14 protein-coding genes and 2 riboswitches are annotated in these 15,064 nt (G+C 41.7%); all 14 genes read left to right on the top strand.

Going from position 1 to position 15,064, the window contains the following annotated elements; translation table 11 throughout:
• The first annotated feature begins 38 nt into the window (after nt 1-38).
• Nucleotides 39-138, top strand: a riboswitch (SAM riboswitch).
• An 82-nt stretch (nt 139-220) separates the two neighbouring features.
• The 14 genes from BQ5321_RS06040 (at nt 221) to BQ5321_RS06100 (ending at nt 14,989) form a co-directional block, all read left to right on the top strand.
• Entirely contained in the window at nt 221-1,525 is a 1,305-nt protein-coding gene (locus tag BQ5321_RS06040; protein WP_071393652.1) for an O-acetylhomoserine aminocarboxypropyltransferase/cysteine synthase family protein, read from the top strand.
• 136 nt (nt 1,526-1,661) lie between these two features.
• A riboswitch (SAM riboswitch) is annotated at nt 1,662-1,778 on the top strand.
• Nucleotides 1,779-1,910: 132 nt separating this feature from the next.
• Nucleotides 1,911-2,936: a methionine ABC transporter ATP-binding protein gene (locus BQ5321_RS06045; protein ID WP_071393653.1), complete on the top strand. Its 1,026-nt coding sequence runs from the start codon at nt 1,911-1,913 to the stop codon at nt 2,934-2,936.
• A complete protein-coding gene (locus BQ5321_RS06050) occupies nt 2,929-3,597 on the top strand; it encodes a methionine ABC transporter permease (protein WP_071393654.1) in 669 nt (222 codons plus the stop codon). Before BQ5321_RS06045 ends, BQ5321_RS06050 begins: the two co-directional genes overlap by 8 nt.
• 13 nt (nt 3,598-3,610) lie before the next feature.
• Nucleotides 3,611-4,459 carry a MetQ/NlpA family ABC transporter substrate-binding protein gene (locus BQ5321_RS06055; RefSeq protein WP_071393655.1) on the top strand — a complete coding sequence of 283 codons (849 nt, stop codon included), beginning with the start codon at nt 3,611-3,613 and terminating at the stop codon, nt 4,457-4,459.
• 316 nt (nt 4,460-4,775) lie between these two features.
• Complete coding sequence (locus BQ5321_RS24380; RefSeq protein WP_187143721.1) at nt 4,776-4,949, top strand: YuzK family famiily protein; 174 nt, start codon at nt 4,776-4,778, stop codon at nt 4,947-4,949.
• A gap of 501 nt (nt 4,950-5,450) precedes the next feature.
• Entirely contained in the window at nt 5,451-6,236 is a 786-nt protein-coding gene (gene sufC, locus BQ5321_RS06060) for a Fe-S cluster assembly ATPase SufC (RefSeq protein ID WP_071393656.1), read from the top strand.
• A gap of 17 nt (nt 6,237-6,253) precedes the next feature.
• On the top strand, nt 6,254-7,564 hold the full coding sequence (sufD, locus tag BQ5321_RS06065; protein ID WP_071393657.1) for a Fe-S cluster assembly protein SufD: 1,311 nt from the start codon (nt 6,254-6,256) through the stop codon (nt 7,562-7,564).
• A complete protein-coding gene (locus BQ5321_RS06070; RefSeq protein ID WP_071393658.1) occupies nt 7,564-8,793 on the top strand; it encodes a cysteine desulfurase in 1,230 nt (409 codons plus the stop codon). The genes sufD and BQ5321_RS06070 overlap by 1 nt, the downstream gene beginning before the upstream one ends.
• Nucleotides 8,783-9,226, top strand: coding sequence for a Fe-S cluster assembly sulfur transfer protein SufU (sufU, locus tag BQ5321_RS06075; protein WP_071393659.1), 444 nt, complete (start codon nt 8,783-8,785; stop codon nt 9,224-9,226). The genes BQ5321_RS06070 and sufU overlap by 11 nt, the downstream gene beginning before the upstream one ends.
• 81 nt (nt 9,227-9,307) lie before the next feature.
• Complete coding sequence (gene sufB / locus BQ5321_RS06080) at nt 9,308-10,705, top strand: Fe-S cluster assembly protein SufB (protein ID WP_071393660.1); 1,398 nt, start codon at nt 9,308-9,310, stop codon at nt 10,703-10,705.
• 191 nt (nt 10,706-10,896) lie between these two features.
• Nucleotides 10,897-11,715, top strand: a complete 819-nt coding sequence (locus BQ5321_RS06085) for a sulfite exporter TauE/SafE family protein (protein ID WP_071393661.1) — start codon at nt 10,897-10,899, stop codon at nt 11,713-11,715.
• 270 nt (nt 11,716-11,985) lie between these two features.
• Nucleotides 11,986-13,365, top strand: a complete 1,380-nt coding sequence (locus BQ5321_RS06090; RefSeq protein ID WP_071393662.1) for a bifunctional metallophosphatase/5'-nucleotidase — start codon at nt 11,986-11,988, stop codon at nt 13,363-13,365.
• Between the two features lie 60 nt (nt 13,366-13,425).
• Nucleotides 13,426-13,728, top strand: coding sequence for a YunC family protein (locus BQ5321_RS06095; protein WP_071393663.1), 303 nt, complete (start codon nt 13,426-13,428; stop codon nt 13,726-13,728).
• 166 nt (nt 13,729-13,894) lie between these two features.
• A complete protein-coding gene (locus BQ5321_RS06100; RefSeq protein ID WP_071393664.1) occupies nt 13,895-14,989 on the top strand; it encodes an HD-GYP domain-containing protein in 1,095 nt (364 codons plus the stop codon).
• The last annotated feature ends 75 nt before the right edge of the window (nt 14,990-15,064 follow it).

Genomic DNA, 15,064 nt, shown 5'->3' on the forward strand with positions numbered 1-15,064 from the left:
TCGTAATCATGGTAATATTTCATTATCAATTAAATAGTTTCTTATCAAGAGCGGTGGAGGGACTGGCCCGATGAAGCCCAGCAACCGGGGAAACACGGTGCTAAATCCAGCAGAGTGAAAGACTCTGACAGATAAGGAGAGACGACGAAGCCCTTCTTCCTGTGATAGAAGGCTTTTTTTGTATCTTCTAACTACTTTATATGAAATGGGAGAGATGAAGATGTCAGAAACTGAGAAAAACTATCGTTTAGAAACATTAGGGATTCATGGAGGACTTCAGCCTGATCCGGTAACAGGTGCAAGAGTGGTACCGATTTATCAAAACAATGCCTATCAATTTAAAAATACGGACCATGCCGCTAACTTATTCGCTCTTGCAGAGCCAGGCTATATCTATACCCGGATTCACAATCCTACTGTCACCGTGTTTGAAGAAAGAATGGCTTTATTAGAGGGTGGAATCGGTGCGCTTGCGACTGCCAGTGGCATGGCTGCCATTACGCTTGCCATATTAAATATTGCGGAAGCCGGAGATGAAATTGTCGCTGCCTCCAATCTATATGGCGGTACATATAATCTGTTCGCTGTTACCCTGCCAAAATATGGCATCAAGGTAAGCTTTGTCGATCCAGAGGATCCAGAAAACTTCCGCTCAGCGATCACCGAGAAAACGAAGGCTGTGTTTGCTGAAACAATCGGTAACCCAAGCCTGAAGGTGCTAGACATTGAGAAAGTGGCTGAAATTGCTCATGAAGCAGGCGTGCCGCTGATTATTGACAATACGTTTGCAACGCCGTATCTATGCCGTCCGATTGAATTTGGTGCAGATATTGTCGTTCATTCGGCAACCAAATGGTTATTAGGTAATGGAACGACAACAGGCGGAATTATCGTCGATGGTGGTAAATTTGATTGGAATTCACCGAAGTTCCCTGGCTTTACAGAGCCTGATGACAGCTATCACGGTCTTGTATATGCGGAAGCAGTTGGTGCTGCAGCTTATATTACAAAAGCACGTGTGCAACTTCTACGTGATATGGGACCTGCTTTAAGCCCGCAAAATGCTTTCTATTTCGTTCTTGGACTGGAAACATTGCATGTAAGAATGAAGGAGCATGTGGCGAATGCTGTAAAGGTAACCGAGTATTTAGAAAACCACCCTGGCGTCGACTGGGTTCTATACCCTGGTAGTGAAAGCAGTGCGGATAAAGCACTTGTGGAGAAATATTTACCAAAGGGCGCTGGCTCTATGATCGTTTTTGGCATCAAAGGCGGCAGAGAGGCTGGAGCAAAGCTCATTAACAATATTGAACTTTGGGCACATGTGGCGAATGTCGGTGATGCAAAGAGCCTGATCATTCATCCAGCTAGTACAACTCACCAGCAGCTTGACGCAGAAGGCTTGCAAGCAGCCGGTGTAACAGAGGATTTAATCCGTCTTTCTGTTGGAATTGAAAATGTTGAGGATTTAATTGATGATTTAGAGCAGGCTATTCAAAAGGCAACTGGAGAGACTTCACGATAAGCGGTAAGGACGAATTAGATTAAACTATTATTATAGTAGAATATGAATATTTGTTGACACCCTTTTCTATCCATGATACGATATCACTCGTAATTGTCAGAGAAATTGATATCTTTGAACTTAATATACAGGTTTGCTCTTATCAAGAGAGGTGGAGGGATGTGCCCGATGAAACCCGGCAACCGTCAATTGCTAATGGTCAATTGACACGGTGCCAATTCACACAAAGCGCTTGAGCTTTGATAGATGAGAGAAAGGTAGCAACAGCCTAGTGCCTTTCTGCTCATATGCGGAAAGGCATTTATTTGTATAAAAGCTAATGATTAACCTAATTTCTGTTAAGCAGAATGGGATATTCTATGGATAGTAAAGGGGTGAAATCACGATGATTTCAATCAAGAATGTAAAAAAAATATTCTCTACAAGGCAAGGCAATGTGACAGCCGTTACAGATGTTAATCTTGAAATTAAAGAAGGCGAAATATTTGGTGTCATTGGCTATAGTGGTGCCGGAAAAAGTACACTCATTAGAATGCTGAATGGTCTGGAGCTCCCTTCTGACGGAACGGTTACGGTCGCAGATAAACAGGTATCACATATAAAAGGGGCTAAGCTGAGAGAAGCCCGCCAAGAAATCAGCATGATTTTCCAGCATTTTAATCTTTTATGGTCGAGAACGGTAAGAGAAAATATCTCCTTCCCGCTTGAAATTGCCGGGGTTTCGAAGCAAAAGCGTATGAAAAGAGTCGATGAGCTGATTCAGCTTGTTGGACTTCAAGGCAGAGAGGATTCCTATCCGTCACAGCTAAGCGGTGGTCAAAAGCAAAGGGTTGGGATTGCAAGAGCACTTGCTAACAATCCAAAGGTATTATTATGTGATGAAGCGACATCAGCGCTTGATCCAGAAACAACAGATCAAATTTTGGAGCTGTTGGTTGATATTAACAAAAGACTTGGATTAACGATTGTCCTAATCACCCATGAGATGCATGTCATTCGAAAGATTTGTCATCGTGTTGCCGTCATGGATGCAGGGAAAGTGGTAGAAATGGGCACAGTATTAGAGGTCTTTAAAAATCCGCAGCAGGCCATTACGAAGCGCTTTGTTCAGCAGGTGACAGAGCCTGAGGAGACAAAAGCAACCATTGATCATTTGCTTTCAGAGTATCATTCCGGAAGAGTGGTTCAGCTTACCTTTATTGGTGATGGTGCTGAAAAGCCATTAATCACCAATTTAATCCGGCATTTTGAGATTACGATTAATATTCTTCAGGGGAAAATCTCGCAAACACAAAATGGGGCCTATGGGACCTTGTTTATCCACCTTGATGGGGAAAATAGCGAAATTGAAAAAGCCATTGAGTATATCGATACACAGCAGGTTGGCTTGGAGGTGATGCCGAATGCTTAATCAATGGTTCCCAAATGTGAACTGGGAAAAAATGTGGGAAGCGACAAATGAAACCTTATATATGACAGGGATTTCCACTCTTGCTACGTTTATTCTTGGTATTATTCTAGGATTACTATTATTTTTAACAGCAAAGGGGAATTTATGGCAGAATTACGCCATTAATAAAGTAATTAGTGCCGTGGTGAATATCTTTCGCTCGATTCCGTTTATCATCTTGATTGTTCTATTAATTCCTTTTACAAAGCTGGTATTTGGAACGATGATTGGTGAAAATGCGGCATTACCGGCCTTGATTATCGGTTCAGCGCCATTTTATGCCCGTATGGTAGAAATTGGCCTTCGGGAAATTGATAAAGGGGTCATTGAAGCAGCAAGGTCAATGGGAGCGAAAACCTCGACGATTATTTGGAAGGTATTAATTCCGGAATCACTTCCGGCTCTCATCTCAGGGATTACCGTTACAGCCATTTCATTGGTTGGTTTTACGGCCATGGCAGGTGTCATCGGTGCGGGAGGACTAGGAAACCTAGCCTATCTTGAAGGGTTCCAGCGCAGCCGTTTCGATGTTACGTTAATGGCCACGATTATTGTTCTTGTGATTGTATTTATCATCCAATTTATTGGAGATATTATAACAACTAAAATAGATAAAAGGTAAAGGGGATGTCAAAATGAAAAAGTGGTTAACTGCATTATTCTCATTAGTGTTTGTACTTGTGCTGGCAGCTTGCGGCGGTGCGGCAGATGAAAGTAAGGACGATTCTTCAGCAGATTCAAAAGAAGAAACGAAAAAGCTTGTAATCGGTGCATCTAATGTACCACATGCTGAAATTCTGGAAGAGGCTAAGCCTATTTTAGAGGAAAAGGGAATTGAGCTTCAAATTGAAACATTCCAGGATTATGTGCTTCCAAATCAGGCCCTAGATTCAAAGGATCTTGATGCAAACTTTTTTCAGCATATCCCATATTTTGAAAATCAAATGAAGGAAAATAATTATGATTTTGCCAATGCGGGTGGGATCCACATCGAGCCAATTGGTATTTATTCCAAGAAGTATAAATCTTTAAGTGATCTACCAGAGAAAGCACAGGTGATTATCAGTAACTCTGTGGCAGACCATGGACGTGTACTTTCCTTGTTAGAACAAGAAGGCTTAATTACCTTAAAAGACGGCATTGATAAAACAGCAGCTACATTAGAGGATATTGTGGAAAATCCTCGAAACCTAGAATTTGACACAGAGTATGCAGCAGAGCTACTGCCACAAATTTATAATAACGACGAGGGTGACATTGTACTAATCAATTCCAACTTTGCCATTGATGCTGGCTTAAATCCACTTGAGGATTCCATTGCCATCGAAGACAGTGAATCACCATATGTCAACATTATTGCTGTTCGCAGCGGAGACGAAAATAAAGAAGAAATCAAAACGTTAGTTGAAGTGTTACGCTCAAAGGAAATTCAAGATTTTATTTTAGAACAATATGAAGGTGCAGTTGTACCTGTATCTGAGTAAAAGGCATCATAGTAAAGCCGCAGCGCTGCCATCCATAAGGATGGTGGAGCTGTGGCTTTACGTTTTTTTTACAATAACAAAATGGGTCTTGCAAGCCAAGCGGGGATGTTTTTATCCACGAAAATAGCCGAGAATGTAAGAAAAGTGTCGAACGATATGAATGAATAACCAAAAAACGGGAAAAATCGCCGAAAATGGGTTATTTTCAGGTTTGAGCAGTATCGTGCGGTGGTGTTAGAGTATAAAAATAAAAAACATCAGGCTATAACAGACGCATTCTATGTCGAAGGGATTGAGGACCATTAGCAGCCTAAATATGAATTATACTCATGAAATGGAAAAAGCCATGCATCATGCCCATGGGATTGGCTATGAGGTTTACTGCCAAAAGCATGAAGTAAGAATGAAAGTCGAAAATCGACGTGAAGAGGAATATAACCAAAGCAGAAAAATCGTCGAAAACCATGTCAAAAAGCAGCATCATTTCTAAAATAGACAATATCATGTATAATAACCATATACAAACCAGTGCCAACCCACGCGCTGGTTTTTTTGGTTCCTGACACCAAATGAAAACGAACGGATTGCAGCATACTAATGATAGGGAAAAGTGAAATTCCATAAAGATGACGGTGGTGTGCGCAGTGAGTACGTGATGATTAGGTGTTAGCAGGTTGATTGTAGCAGATGGCACGAAGACTCCCAAGGAATGCCAAGTGCCTGGAACGAAAATCAACAAGTATCTTTAAAAAATAAAAAATTTATTAAAAAAATTTTTTATTAAAAGCTAATTGAAAATAGCCTAAAACCATTCTCAATAGCGATTAAACGGACTTTCGAAATAGTTTTGTTTGAAAAGCTTGTAAATACTACATAAATGTTGCTAACAAATATGATTTAGTATAAGATTGTAATGAGAATAGATTGAGAATTGAAAAAGCCGGTTTTATAACCGACAAGATAAATTATTTTTCTGGAGGGTAATTATACTATGGCAGGATCTGTACTAACCATTAAAGACTTACATGTCTCTATTGAAGGTAAAGAAATACTTAAAGGTGTAAACCTTGAAATAAAAGGCGGAGAATTCCATGCAATCATGGGGCCGAATGGAACAGGTAAATCTACTCTATCTTCAGCGATTATGGGACATCCAAAATATGAAGTGACACAAGGCAGTATCACACTAGATGGACAAAACGTATTGGAAATGGAAGTTGACGAGCGTGCCCGTGCAGGTCTATTTCTTGCCATGCAATATCCAAGCGAAATCAGCGGTGTAACAAATGCAGAGTTCTTACGTTCTGCGATTAACAGTCGCCGTGGTGAAGGCAACGAGATTTCCTTAATGAAATTTATTCGTTCAATGGACAAAAAAATGGAATTCCTTGATATGGATCCCAATATGGCACAGCGCTATTTAAATGAAGGCTTCTCAGGCGGTGAAAAGAAGCGTAATGAAATCCTTCAATTAATGATGCTTCAGCCGAAAATTGCCATCCTGGATGAAATTGACTCAGGACTTGATATTGATGCATTAAAGGTTGTTTCTAAAGGAATCAATGAAATGCGCAGTGAGGATTTTGGCTGTTTAATGATTACTCACTATCAGCGTCTGTTAGACTATATCACTCCTGACTATGTGCATGTCATGATGCAGGGACGTATTGTGAAATCAGGCGGTCCTGAGCTTGCAGAGCAATTAGAAGCAGAAGGGTATGACTGGATTAAACAAGAGCTCGGAATCGAAGACGAAACAGTCGGTCAAGAAGCGTAAGTTAGGAGGATTAGATCATGACAACAGAAATGAAAAAAACTTTTGAAAAAGAGTACATCAGCTCTTTTTCAAAGGAAATGGGTGAGCCAGGCTGGTTAACAGAGCTTCGTGTGAGTGCTCTTAAACAGGCTGAAAGTCTTCCCATGCCGAAGCCGGACAAAACTAAAATTGACAAATGGAACTTTACACAGTTCGAAAAACATATAATAAAAAGTGAAGATTTTACTTCCTTCGAGGAACTACCTGAAAGTGTAAAATCTTTAATTAATGTAAATGAACAGGATCAAACCTTGTACATTCAACGGAATAACCGCCCAACACTTTTATCACTTTCAAAGGAACTGCAGGAAAATGGGGTCATATTCACTGACATCTTTACTGCAGCCCGTGAGCATGGCGAACTTCTGCAAAAATATTTTATGAAGGATGCTGTAAAGGTTGATGAGCATAAGCTAACTGCGTTGCATGCGGCTTTGTTAAACGGCGGAACTTTCTTATATGTTCCGAAAAATGTGGAACTGAAAGACCCTGTGCAGGCTGTCTTTTTACATGATGATGCTGAGGCAAATGTATTTAATCATGTGTTAATCGTTGCTGAGGATAATAGCTCTGCTACGTACGTTGAAAACTATATCTCGACTGTGGAAGCAACGGATAGTGTGTTTAACATTGTAACGGAAGTCGTTGCGAACCAGAATGCACATGTTCAATATGGAGCAGTTGATAATCTTGCAAAAGGCGTTACAACCTATGTAAACCGCCGTGGAGTTGCTGCGAAGGATGCGCGCATCGGCTGGTCACTTGGTTTAATGAATGATGGAAATACCATCTCTGAAAATACAACCAATCTTATTGGTGACGGTTCAAGCGGCGACACGAAATCAGTGGTTGTCGGCCGTGGTGAGCAGATTCAAAACTTTACGACAAAGATTGTCCATTATGGTCGTAATACAGAAGCAAACATCCTTAAACGCGGTGTCTTGAAGGAAAGTGCGACAACCATTTTTAATGGAATTGGGAAAATTGAGCACGGTGCATCGAAATCAAATGCTGAGCAGGAATCCCGTATTCTGATGCTAAGTGAAAAAGCCCGTGGGGATGCAAACCCAATCCTTCTTATTGATGAAGATGATGTAATGGCAGGACATGCTGCATCAGTAGGCCGAGTGGATCCAACACAGCTTTACTATTTAATGAGCCGCGGAATCTCACAGAAGGAAGCGGAGCGTCTTGTTATTCATGGATTCCTGGCACCTGTTGTCGATCAATTGCCAATCGAAGGGGTTAAAAAACAACTCGTTGAAGTCATTGAAAGGAAAGTTCAGTAATGAATATCAAAGAGATTAAGCAATTATTTCCTATTTTAAATCAAGAGGTAAATGGGCATCCATTAGTCTATCTTGATAGTGCAGCGACTTCACAGAAGCCGATTCAGGTCATTGATGCGATTACAAACTACTATCGTCAGGATAACTCGAATGTTCACCGTGGTGTTCATACACTTGGAACAAGAGCAACTGATGCATATGAAGGGGCCCGTGAAAAGGTCAGAAAATTTATCAATGCGAAATCGATTGAAGAAATAATTTTTACAAGAGGAACAACGACAGCTTTGAACCTGGTTGCTTCCAGCTATGGAAAGGCCAACCTTAAAGAAGGCGACGAGATTGTCATCACGTATATGGAGCATCATAGCAACCTGATTCCATGGCAGCAGGTGGCGAAGGATACCGGAGCAACCTTAAAGTATTTCCCACTTCAGGAAGATGGTACATTATCGTTGGATGATGTAAGAGCGACGATTACATCCAATACGAAGCTTGTTGCGATTACAATGGTTTCAAATGTCCTTGGTACGATGAATCCAATTAAGGAAATCGCCAAAATTGCTCATGACAATGGGGCTGTTATCGTAGTGGACGGAGCACAGGGTGCACCGCATGTAAAGCTAGATGTACAGGATTTAGACGTAGATTTCCTTGGCTTCTCAGGACATAAAATGTGTGGACCGACTGGTATTGGTGCCCTTTATGGTAAAAAGAAGCTGTTGGAAAATATGGAGCCAATTGAATTTGGCGGTGAAATGATTGATTTTGTAGGACTTTACGAATCTACCTGGAAGGAGCTTCCGTGGAGGTTTGAAGGCGGTACACCGATTATTGCCGGAGCGATTGGCTTAGGAGCCGCTATTGATTTTCTAGAGGAGATTGGGTTGGACAATATTCTCGAGCATGAACATAAGCTTGCCGCTTATACGCTTGAAAAAATGTCCGCGATTGAAGGAATTTCAATCTACGGTCCGAAAGAAGCAGAGAAACGGGCTGGGGTTGTGACATTTAATCTTTCCGATGTTCATCCACATGATGTTGCAACGGTCCTTGATGCAGAAGGAATTGCTGTCAGAGCAGGTCACCACTGTGCACAGCCGTTAATGAAATGGCTAGATGTATCAGCAACTGCCCGGGCTAGCTTTTATCTGTATAATTCAGAGGAGGATATCGATCGACTTGTGGAAGGACTCGTGAAAACAAAGGAGTATTTTAGCGATGTCTTCTAATAATTTAGATACCCTCTATAGACAAGTAATAATGGATCATTATAAGAACCCTCGTAACAGAGGCGTCATTGAAGATGAAAGCTTGACGATTAATATGAATAATCCGACCTGTGGGGACCGGATTCAGCTGACGATGAAGGTTGAGAATGACATTGTAGTGGACGCAAAGTTCGAAGGGGAAGGCTGTTCCATCTCGATGTCATCTGCATCCATGATGACGGACGCCATTAAAGGCAGACCGGTTGAGGAAGCGTTAAAGCTTGCCCATACCTTTTCAGATATGGTACAGGGAAAAGATGTGGACGTTGATGATGACGATGATCTCGGCGATATTGAAGCCCTGCAGGGAGTGTGTAAGTTTCCTGCTCGTATCAAATGTGCAACACTAGCGTGGAAAGCCATGGAGAAGGCTCTTCATGAAGAAGATAAATAAGCATCTATCCAATGAAGGATAGATGAGGTTAAAAAATAAGTGGAAGCTGCATAGCTTCCCTTATAAAGGAGGACTAAGGTGATGGCAAAAAAAGCACCTGAAATTGGTGATTACAAATATGGCTTTCATGATAAAGACGTCTCCATTTTCCGATCAAAGCGCGGTTTAACAAAGGAAATTGTGGAAGAAATTTCAAAAATGAAAAACGAGCCTCAGTGGATGCTTGATTTCCGTTTGAAATCATTAGATCTTTTCTACAGCAAGCCAATGCCGCAATGGGGTGGAGATTTAAATTCATTAAACTTTGATGAAATTACGTACTACGTAAAGCCATCTGAGAAATCAGAGAAATCCTGGGATGAAGTTCCAGATGAAATCAAGCAGACGTTTGATAAGCTGGGAATTCCGGAAGCAGAGCAGAAGTATTTAGCAGGGGTTTCTGCTCAGTATGAATCAGAGGTTGTTTATCATAATATGAAGGAAGACCTGGAAGCGCAGGGGATCGTATTTAAGGATACGGATTCTGCTTTACGCGAAAATGAAGATATTTTCCGTGAGCACTGGGCGAAGGTCATTCCGCCGACAGACAATAAGTTCGCAGCGCTTAACTCGGCAGTATGGTCTGGTGGCTCCTTCATCTATGTTCCAAAGGGTGTAAAAGTCGAAACCCCATTACAGGCGTATTTCCGAATTAACTCAGAGAACATGGGTCAATTTGAGCGTACGTTAATTATTGTTGACGAAGGTGCTTCCGTGCATTATGTAGAAGGCTGTACAGCACCTGTCTACACAACGAATTCCCTACACAGTGCGGTTGTTGAAATCATTATTAAGAAAGACGCTTATTGCCGTTATACAACCATCCAAAACTGGGCGAACAACGTGTTCAACCTAGTAACAAAGCGTGCGGTTTGTGAAGCGAACGCGACAATGGAATGGATTGACGGAAATATCGGTTCTAAATTAACGATGAAGTATCCGGCTGTTATCCTAAAAGGTGAAGGTGCACGTGGTCTAACGCTTTCTATCGCGATTGCCGGTAAAGGACAGCACCAGGATGCCGGTGCGAAGATGATTCATTTAGCACCAAATACATCCTCAACCATCGTATCTAAATCGATTTCTAAGCACGGCGGTAAAGTAACGTACCGCGGTCAGGTTCACTTCGGCCGTAAAGCAGAAGGTGCCCGTGCAAACATCGAATGTGATACGTTAATTATGGATAATCAATCAACATCAGATACGATTCCATATAACGAAATCCTAAATGATAATATTTCACTTGAGCATGAAGCGAAGGTATCAAAGGTATCAGAGGAGCAATTATTCTACCTCATGAGCCGTGGTGTTTCTGAGCAGGAAGCAACTGAAATGATCGTTATGGGCTTCATTGAACCATTTACGAAAGAACTACCAATGGAATATGCCGTTGAAATGAACCGCCTCATCAAATTCGAAATGGAAGGTTCTATCGGATAATATCATGTCAAAACCGCTTGCCAAACAGGGCAGGCGGCTTTTTAATGTGGAACTATTTATGGTTTTATCGATAGGTCTCTTCCATAACATACTGCTGGCTACATTTACATTTACCTTCTAATTAGCTATTCTTATATCGTAAACTAGGAGGCAGGAACCTTTCGAGGCTGCCGAAAATAGAAGGTGAATAGATGGAGTTTGTCATTCTTGTCATACTCGGGTTTTTAGCAGGGACAATTGGAAGTCTCGTTGGTCTAGGTGGGGGAATTATTATTGTACCTGCCTTATTATTTTTAGGAGCGTCAACCACATTGATTGGAGAGGTGTCACCGCAGGTTGCGGCAGGTACCTCACTTTTGGTGATTATTTTTACCGGCTTATCCTCGACGATTGCTTATTACAAGCAGAAACGTGTCGATTATAAAAGCGGACTGATCTTTTTTATTGGTAGCGGCCCTGCGGGAATCTTTGGAGCTTGGGTTAATAAACAGCTAGATGTGGATACGTTTTCGATTTGGTTCGGCTTTTTTATGATATTCATCTCGTTTGTTCTCATGTACAAGGACAAATTAAAGCCGTTAAAGCGAAAACCGGAAAAGGGAATTTGGCGGACCTATATCGATTCTGCAGGTAATGAGCAATCCTACGGCTTTCGACCGAGTGTTGGTATTGCGATATCTGTTCTTGTTGGTTTCTTGGGCGGGCTACTCGGTATTGGAGGCGGATCATTAATGGTCCCAGCGATGATTCTTTTATTCTTTTTCCCGCCCCATATAGCGGTTGCGACCTCGATGCTCTTATTATTTTTAACCTCCATTACCAGCTCCATTGCTCATATCGTGATGGGAAATATCAATTGGCTGTATGCACTTGCGCTTATACCTGGTGCCTGGTTTGGGGGAAAAGCTGGTGCACTCTTAAATCAAAAGCTTCCAGGAAAAACAATTGTGACACTATTAAGAATCATCTTAATAATAGTTGGCATTCGTCTCATCCTCAGCGGACTTTAACTTCATTCAGCAAATGCTTTTTGTACCGAAAGCATACGATAGGTACAGAAGTCTTCCACTTCTACAAGTGGGGTTCAAACCCCGGCTGAATGAAGTTAAGCCTCCGGCGGATGTCACGGATTTTTTAAAGGTAGTTTACCCGAGCGAGCTCAGGTAAATCCGGACGCAAATTCGACGGGCGAATTTGATTAAAGGAGTTTTTAGGTCTTTTGTGCTAAGATGTAGAAAAGAAAGCATTATCCAATCACTTAGATGGGGAAGGAAAGGTGATTGAATTTGGAAGTAATCCATATTTATCATACGAATGATTTACATAGCCATTTCGAGAAATGGCCTCGGATAAACCATTTTTTAGCTGAGCGCAGAAAATGGCATCAGGATGCAGGAGAAGAATTCTTTCTATTTGATATTGGCGACCACGCCGACCGTTCACATCCTTTAACAGAAGCGACCCAAGGACAGGGCAATGTGCAGCTTTTAAATGAAGCAGGCTATCACGCGGTCACCATTGGAAATAATGAAGGAATCACCTTTCCATTTGATGAGCTAGATCATTTATATGATCAACGCCAGTTTGATGTATTATTGGCTAATTTATTCTATCAGGATGGCCATTCACCTGGTTGGCTTAAGGAGCATACTATTTATGAAACGAAAAAAGGGGTCAAAATGGGTCTTACAGGACTGACAGCCAATTATGCCCATCTTTATCAGCTTTTAGGCTGGCAGACAGCAGATCCCATTGAAGCGCTTAAACAGCAGGTCACACGGTTAAAAGAAAAGTCAGATATCATCATTCTGCTTTCCCACTTAGGGATTACGGATGATGAACGGATTGGACAGGAATTTCCAGAGATTGATGTTGTCATTGGTGGACATACTCATCATATTCTTCATGAAGGGAAAATGGTCGATACCAGCTTACTAACCTGTGGCGGCAAATGGGGAATGTATGTGGGTCATATTCGCTTGGTGGTCGATCCCGCATCAGGCACCTTGGTCGAGAAAAAGGCTTGGTTATATGATACGAATGATTTGCCTTCCTTTGAGGCTGAAGAGGAGCAAATCAATCATTTATATAAATGGGGCAAGGATATTCTCTCAGCTTCAGTCGTTTCTCACGATTGTGAGGAGAAATCTAAGGATGAGCTTGCCCAGCTGCTTTGTAAAGCGATCCATGACTGGTGCGAGGCAGATTGTGCCTTTATGAATGAAGGTCTCATATTGAATCACTTAGCAGGTGGCACTGTCACGAGGTATGATTTGCTGAAGCTCTGTCCGCATCCAATTAATCCAGCTGTTGTCGAGCTAACTGGTGCAGAACTAAAGGAAGTACTCGTGCAGACGCGTGATGAAAAATGGAAAAATCTGCAGATATTTGGTCTCGGGTTTCGCGGAAAAATTATGGGGGAAATCCTCTACAGCGGTATCGATGTAAAAGTTGAGGCAGATTATCTTCATTTTTATATCCATGGGAAACCGATTGAGAGTGAGAAAATCTATAAGCTGGCCATTCCGGATATGTTCACCTTTGGCCGCTTTTTCCCATCCATTTTTCGTGCCAAGAAAAAGCAATATTTCCTACCAGAATTCCTTCGTCACCTACTAGAGTGGAGATTGGGTGAAACGGAAAAACAAATTGTAAAATAATACACGCATAATGCCTTTCCGACATATTGTGTAATAGGAAAAGGAAAGGAGCATGTATAAATGATCGATGTTTCACCAATTGAAATTAGTGGACATACCTTTTTAAGTATCTCTGTTTCTTTACCCAAAACGAATTTACTTGTTGTCACAAGTGATAAAGGATATATCATGTGCGGCGCCCTTGATGTCGGATTGCTGAATGCGAAATTAAAGGACAGAAAGGTGATTGCCGGTAGAGCTGTAGGAGTCAAAACGATTGACCAGCTTCTAGAAGCACCGCTTGAATCGGTCACCCTTGAAGCAGAGGCAATGGGGATTCATAAAGGCATGATTGGAAAAGACGCCATGCTGAAAATGATCTAAAAGGAGGGGAGTCATCACGACTGCCCTTTTTTTAACGTTCGAAAAGTCGCAATAAAATAAGGACTATTGTAGCTTGATACGATAGAAAAACGAAGGGTATCTTGGAGGTATGTGTATTTTTACATCATTAGCTGGTAAGAAAATATGAACCTGTAGGAGCATATGTATGAGATTAGTAAAGACATCATCTGTAGAGGCAAATACAAAGCTTGGCAAAGCCATATACAATGAACAAGGCAGAATATTAATTAATAAAGGTGTTGCTCTAGAGGGACGTATGTTAAAAAGGCTTTTGGAGCTTGGAATTACCTTTATCTATATCGAGGATCGCCAGACAGAGGATCTTGTCATCCATGACCCAATCTCAGATCCTTTAAAACGAGAAGCGCTGACCACCATTGCGACAACCTTTCATAAGATTTATACCGAGCCGCTTGAATCAAAATCCTTCATTCTGGAAAAATCCATAAAGGAATACAAAGCGGTCATCAAGCATATTATGAGCGAGTTAAATGAAAAGCCTAAATTGATGTCGATCTTGTCAGATGTTTGTGTCCATGATACCTATATTTTTACTCACTCCTTGAATGTAACTCTGTATTCATTGGCCGTCGGCATGGAGCTCAAGCTTCCCTCAGATAAATTAGAAGCCATCGGACTTGGTGCTTTAATGCACGATATTGGCAAAGTCTCGGTACCAAAAGAAATCTTGATGAAGCCTGGAAAGCTGAACGATGAAGAATATGCCGTTGTGAAGCAGCATTCTACCGCTGGATTCGAATTATTACGGAACACTCATACCGTACCGCTGCTTGTCTCCCACTGCGCCTTTCAACACCATGAACGGCTGGATGGCTCAGGCTATCCTAGAGGACTTCGGGGCAATGATATCCATGATTACGCCAAAATAGTAGCGGTTGCCGACGTTTTTGATGCGGTGACCTCACATCGGGTCTACCGGGAGGCGATGCTACCGCATGAAGGCTTGGAAATGCTGTACGCAGGCTCTGAGCGTCATTTCCATCCTAAAATAGTGAAAGCATTTCAAAATTCAGTTGCCATCTATCCAGTCGGCATAACCGTTTCCCTTAATGACGGTAGGAAGGGCGTCGTCGTGAAACAAAATAAATCGCTGAATGACCGTCCGGTTGTTAGAATCATTGAAACCGGTGGCTTTCCAGTTGAACCCTATGAAATCAACCTAGCAGAGGAGCTTTCACTTGTTGTAACAGAATGTGATACAACGTATAACGGCAGGTAAATAATTTTATTGCTTTCATGAGAAAATTTTAGCGTTAGTCCCCCTTTTTTTGCATACATATCATGTAGAGGGGGG

It is taken from the genome of Bacillus tuaregi, assembly GCF_900104575.1.
Taxonomy (GTDB): Bacteria; Bacillota; Bacilli; order Bacillales; family Cytobacillaceae; genus Bacillus_BD; species Bacillus_BD tuaregi.

What these genes read in the sequence shown, in the direction of transcription:
- BQ5321_RS06040 (WP_071393652.1), top strand. Translation starts at nt 221, where the DNA reads ATGTCAGAAACTGAGAAAAACTATCGTTTAGAAACATTAGGGATTCAT.
- BQ5321_RS06045 (WP_071393653.1), top strand. Translation starts at nt 1,911, where the DNA reads ATGATTTCAATCAAGAATGTAAAAAAAATATTCTCTACAAGGCAAGGC.
- BQ5321_RS06050 (WP_071393654.1), top strand. Translation starts at nt 2,929, where the DNA reads ATGCTTAATCAATGGTTCCCAAATGTGAACTGGGAAAAAATGTGGGAA.
- BQ5321_RS06055 (WP_071393655.1), top strand. Translation starts at nt 3,611, where the DNA reads ATGAAAAAGTGGTTAACTGCATTATTCTCATTAGTGTTTGTACTTGTG.
- BQ5321_RS24380 (WP_187143721.1), top strand. Translation starts at nt 4,776, where the DNA reads ATGAATTATACTCATGAAATGGAAAAAGCCATGCATCATGCCCATGGG.
- sufC (WP_071393656.1), top strand. Translation starts at nt 5,451, where the DNA reads ATGGCAGGATCTGTACTAACCATTAAAGACTTACATGTCTCTATTGAA.
- sufD (WP_071393657.1), top strand. Translation starts at nt 6,254, where the DNA reads ATGACAACAGAAATGAAAAAAACTTTTGAAAAAGAGTACATCAGCTCT.
- BQ5321_RS06070 (WP_071393658.1), top strand. Translation starts at nt 7,564, where the DNA reads ATGAATATCAAAGAGATTAAGCAATTATTTCCTATTTTAAATCAAGAG.
- sufU (WP_071393659.1), top strand. Translation starts at nt 8,783, where the DNA reads ATGTCTTCTAATAATTTAGATACCCTCTATAGACAAGTAATAATGGAT.
- sufB (WP_071393660.1), top strand. Translation starts at nt 9,308, where the DNA reads ATGGCAAAAAAAGCACCTGAAATTGGTGATTACAAATATGGCTTTCAT.
- BQ5321_RS06085 (WP_071393661.1), top strand. Translation starts at nt 10,897, where the DNA reads ATGGAGTTTGTCATTCTTGTCATACTCGGGTTTTTAGCAGGGACAATT.
- BQ5321_RS06095 (WP_071393663.1), top strand. Translation starts at nt 13,426, where the DNA reads ATGATCGATGTTTCACCAATTGAAATTAGTGGACATACCTTTTTAAGT.
- BQ5321_RS06100 (WP_071393664.1), top strand. Translation starts at nt 13,895, where the DNA reads ATGAGATTAGTAAAGACATCATCTGTAGAGGCAAATACAAAGCTTGGC.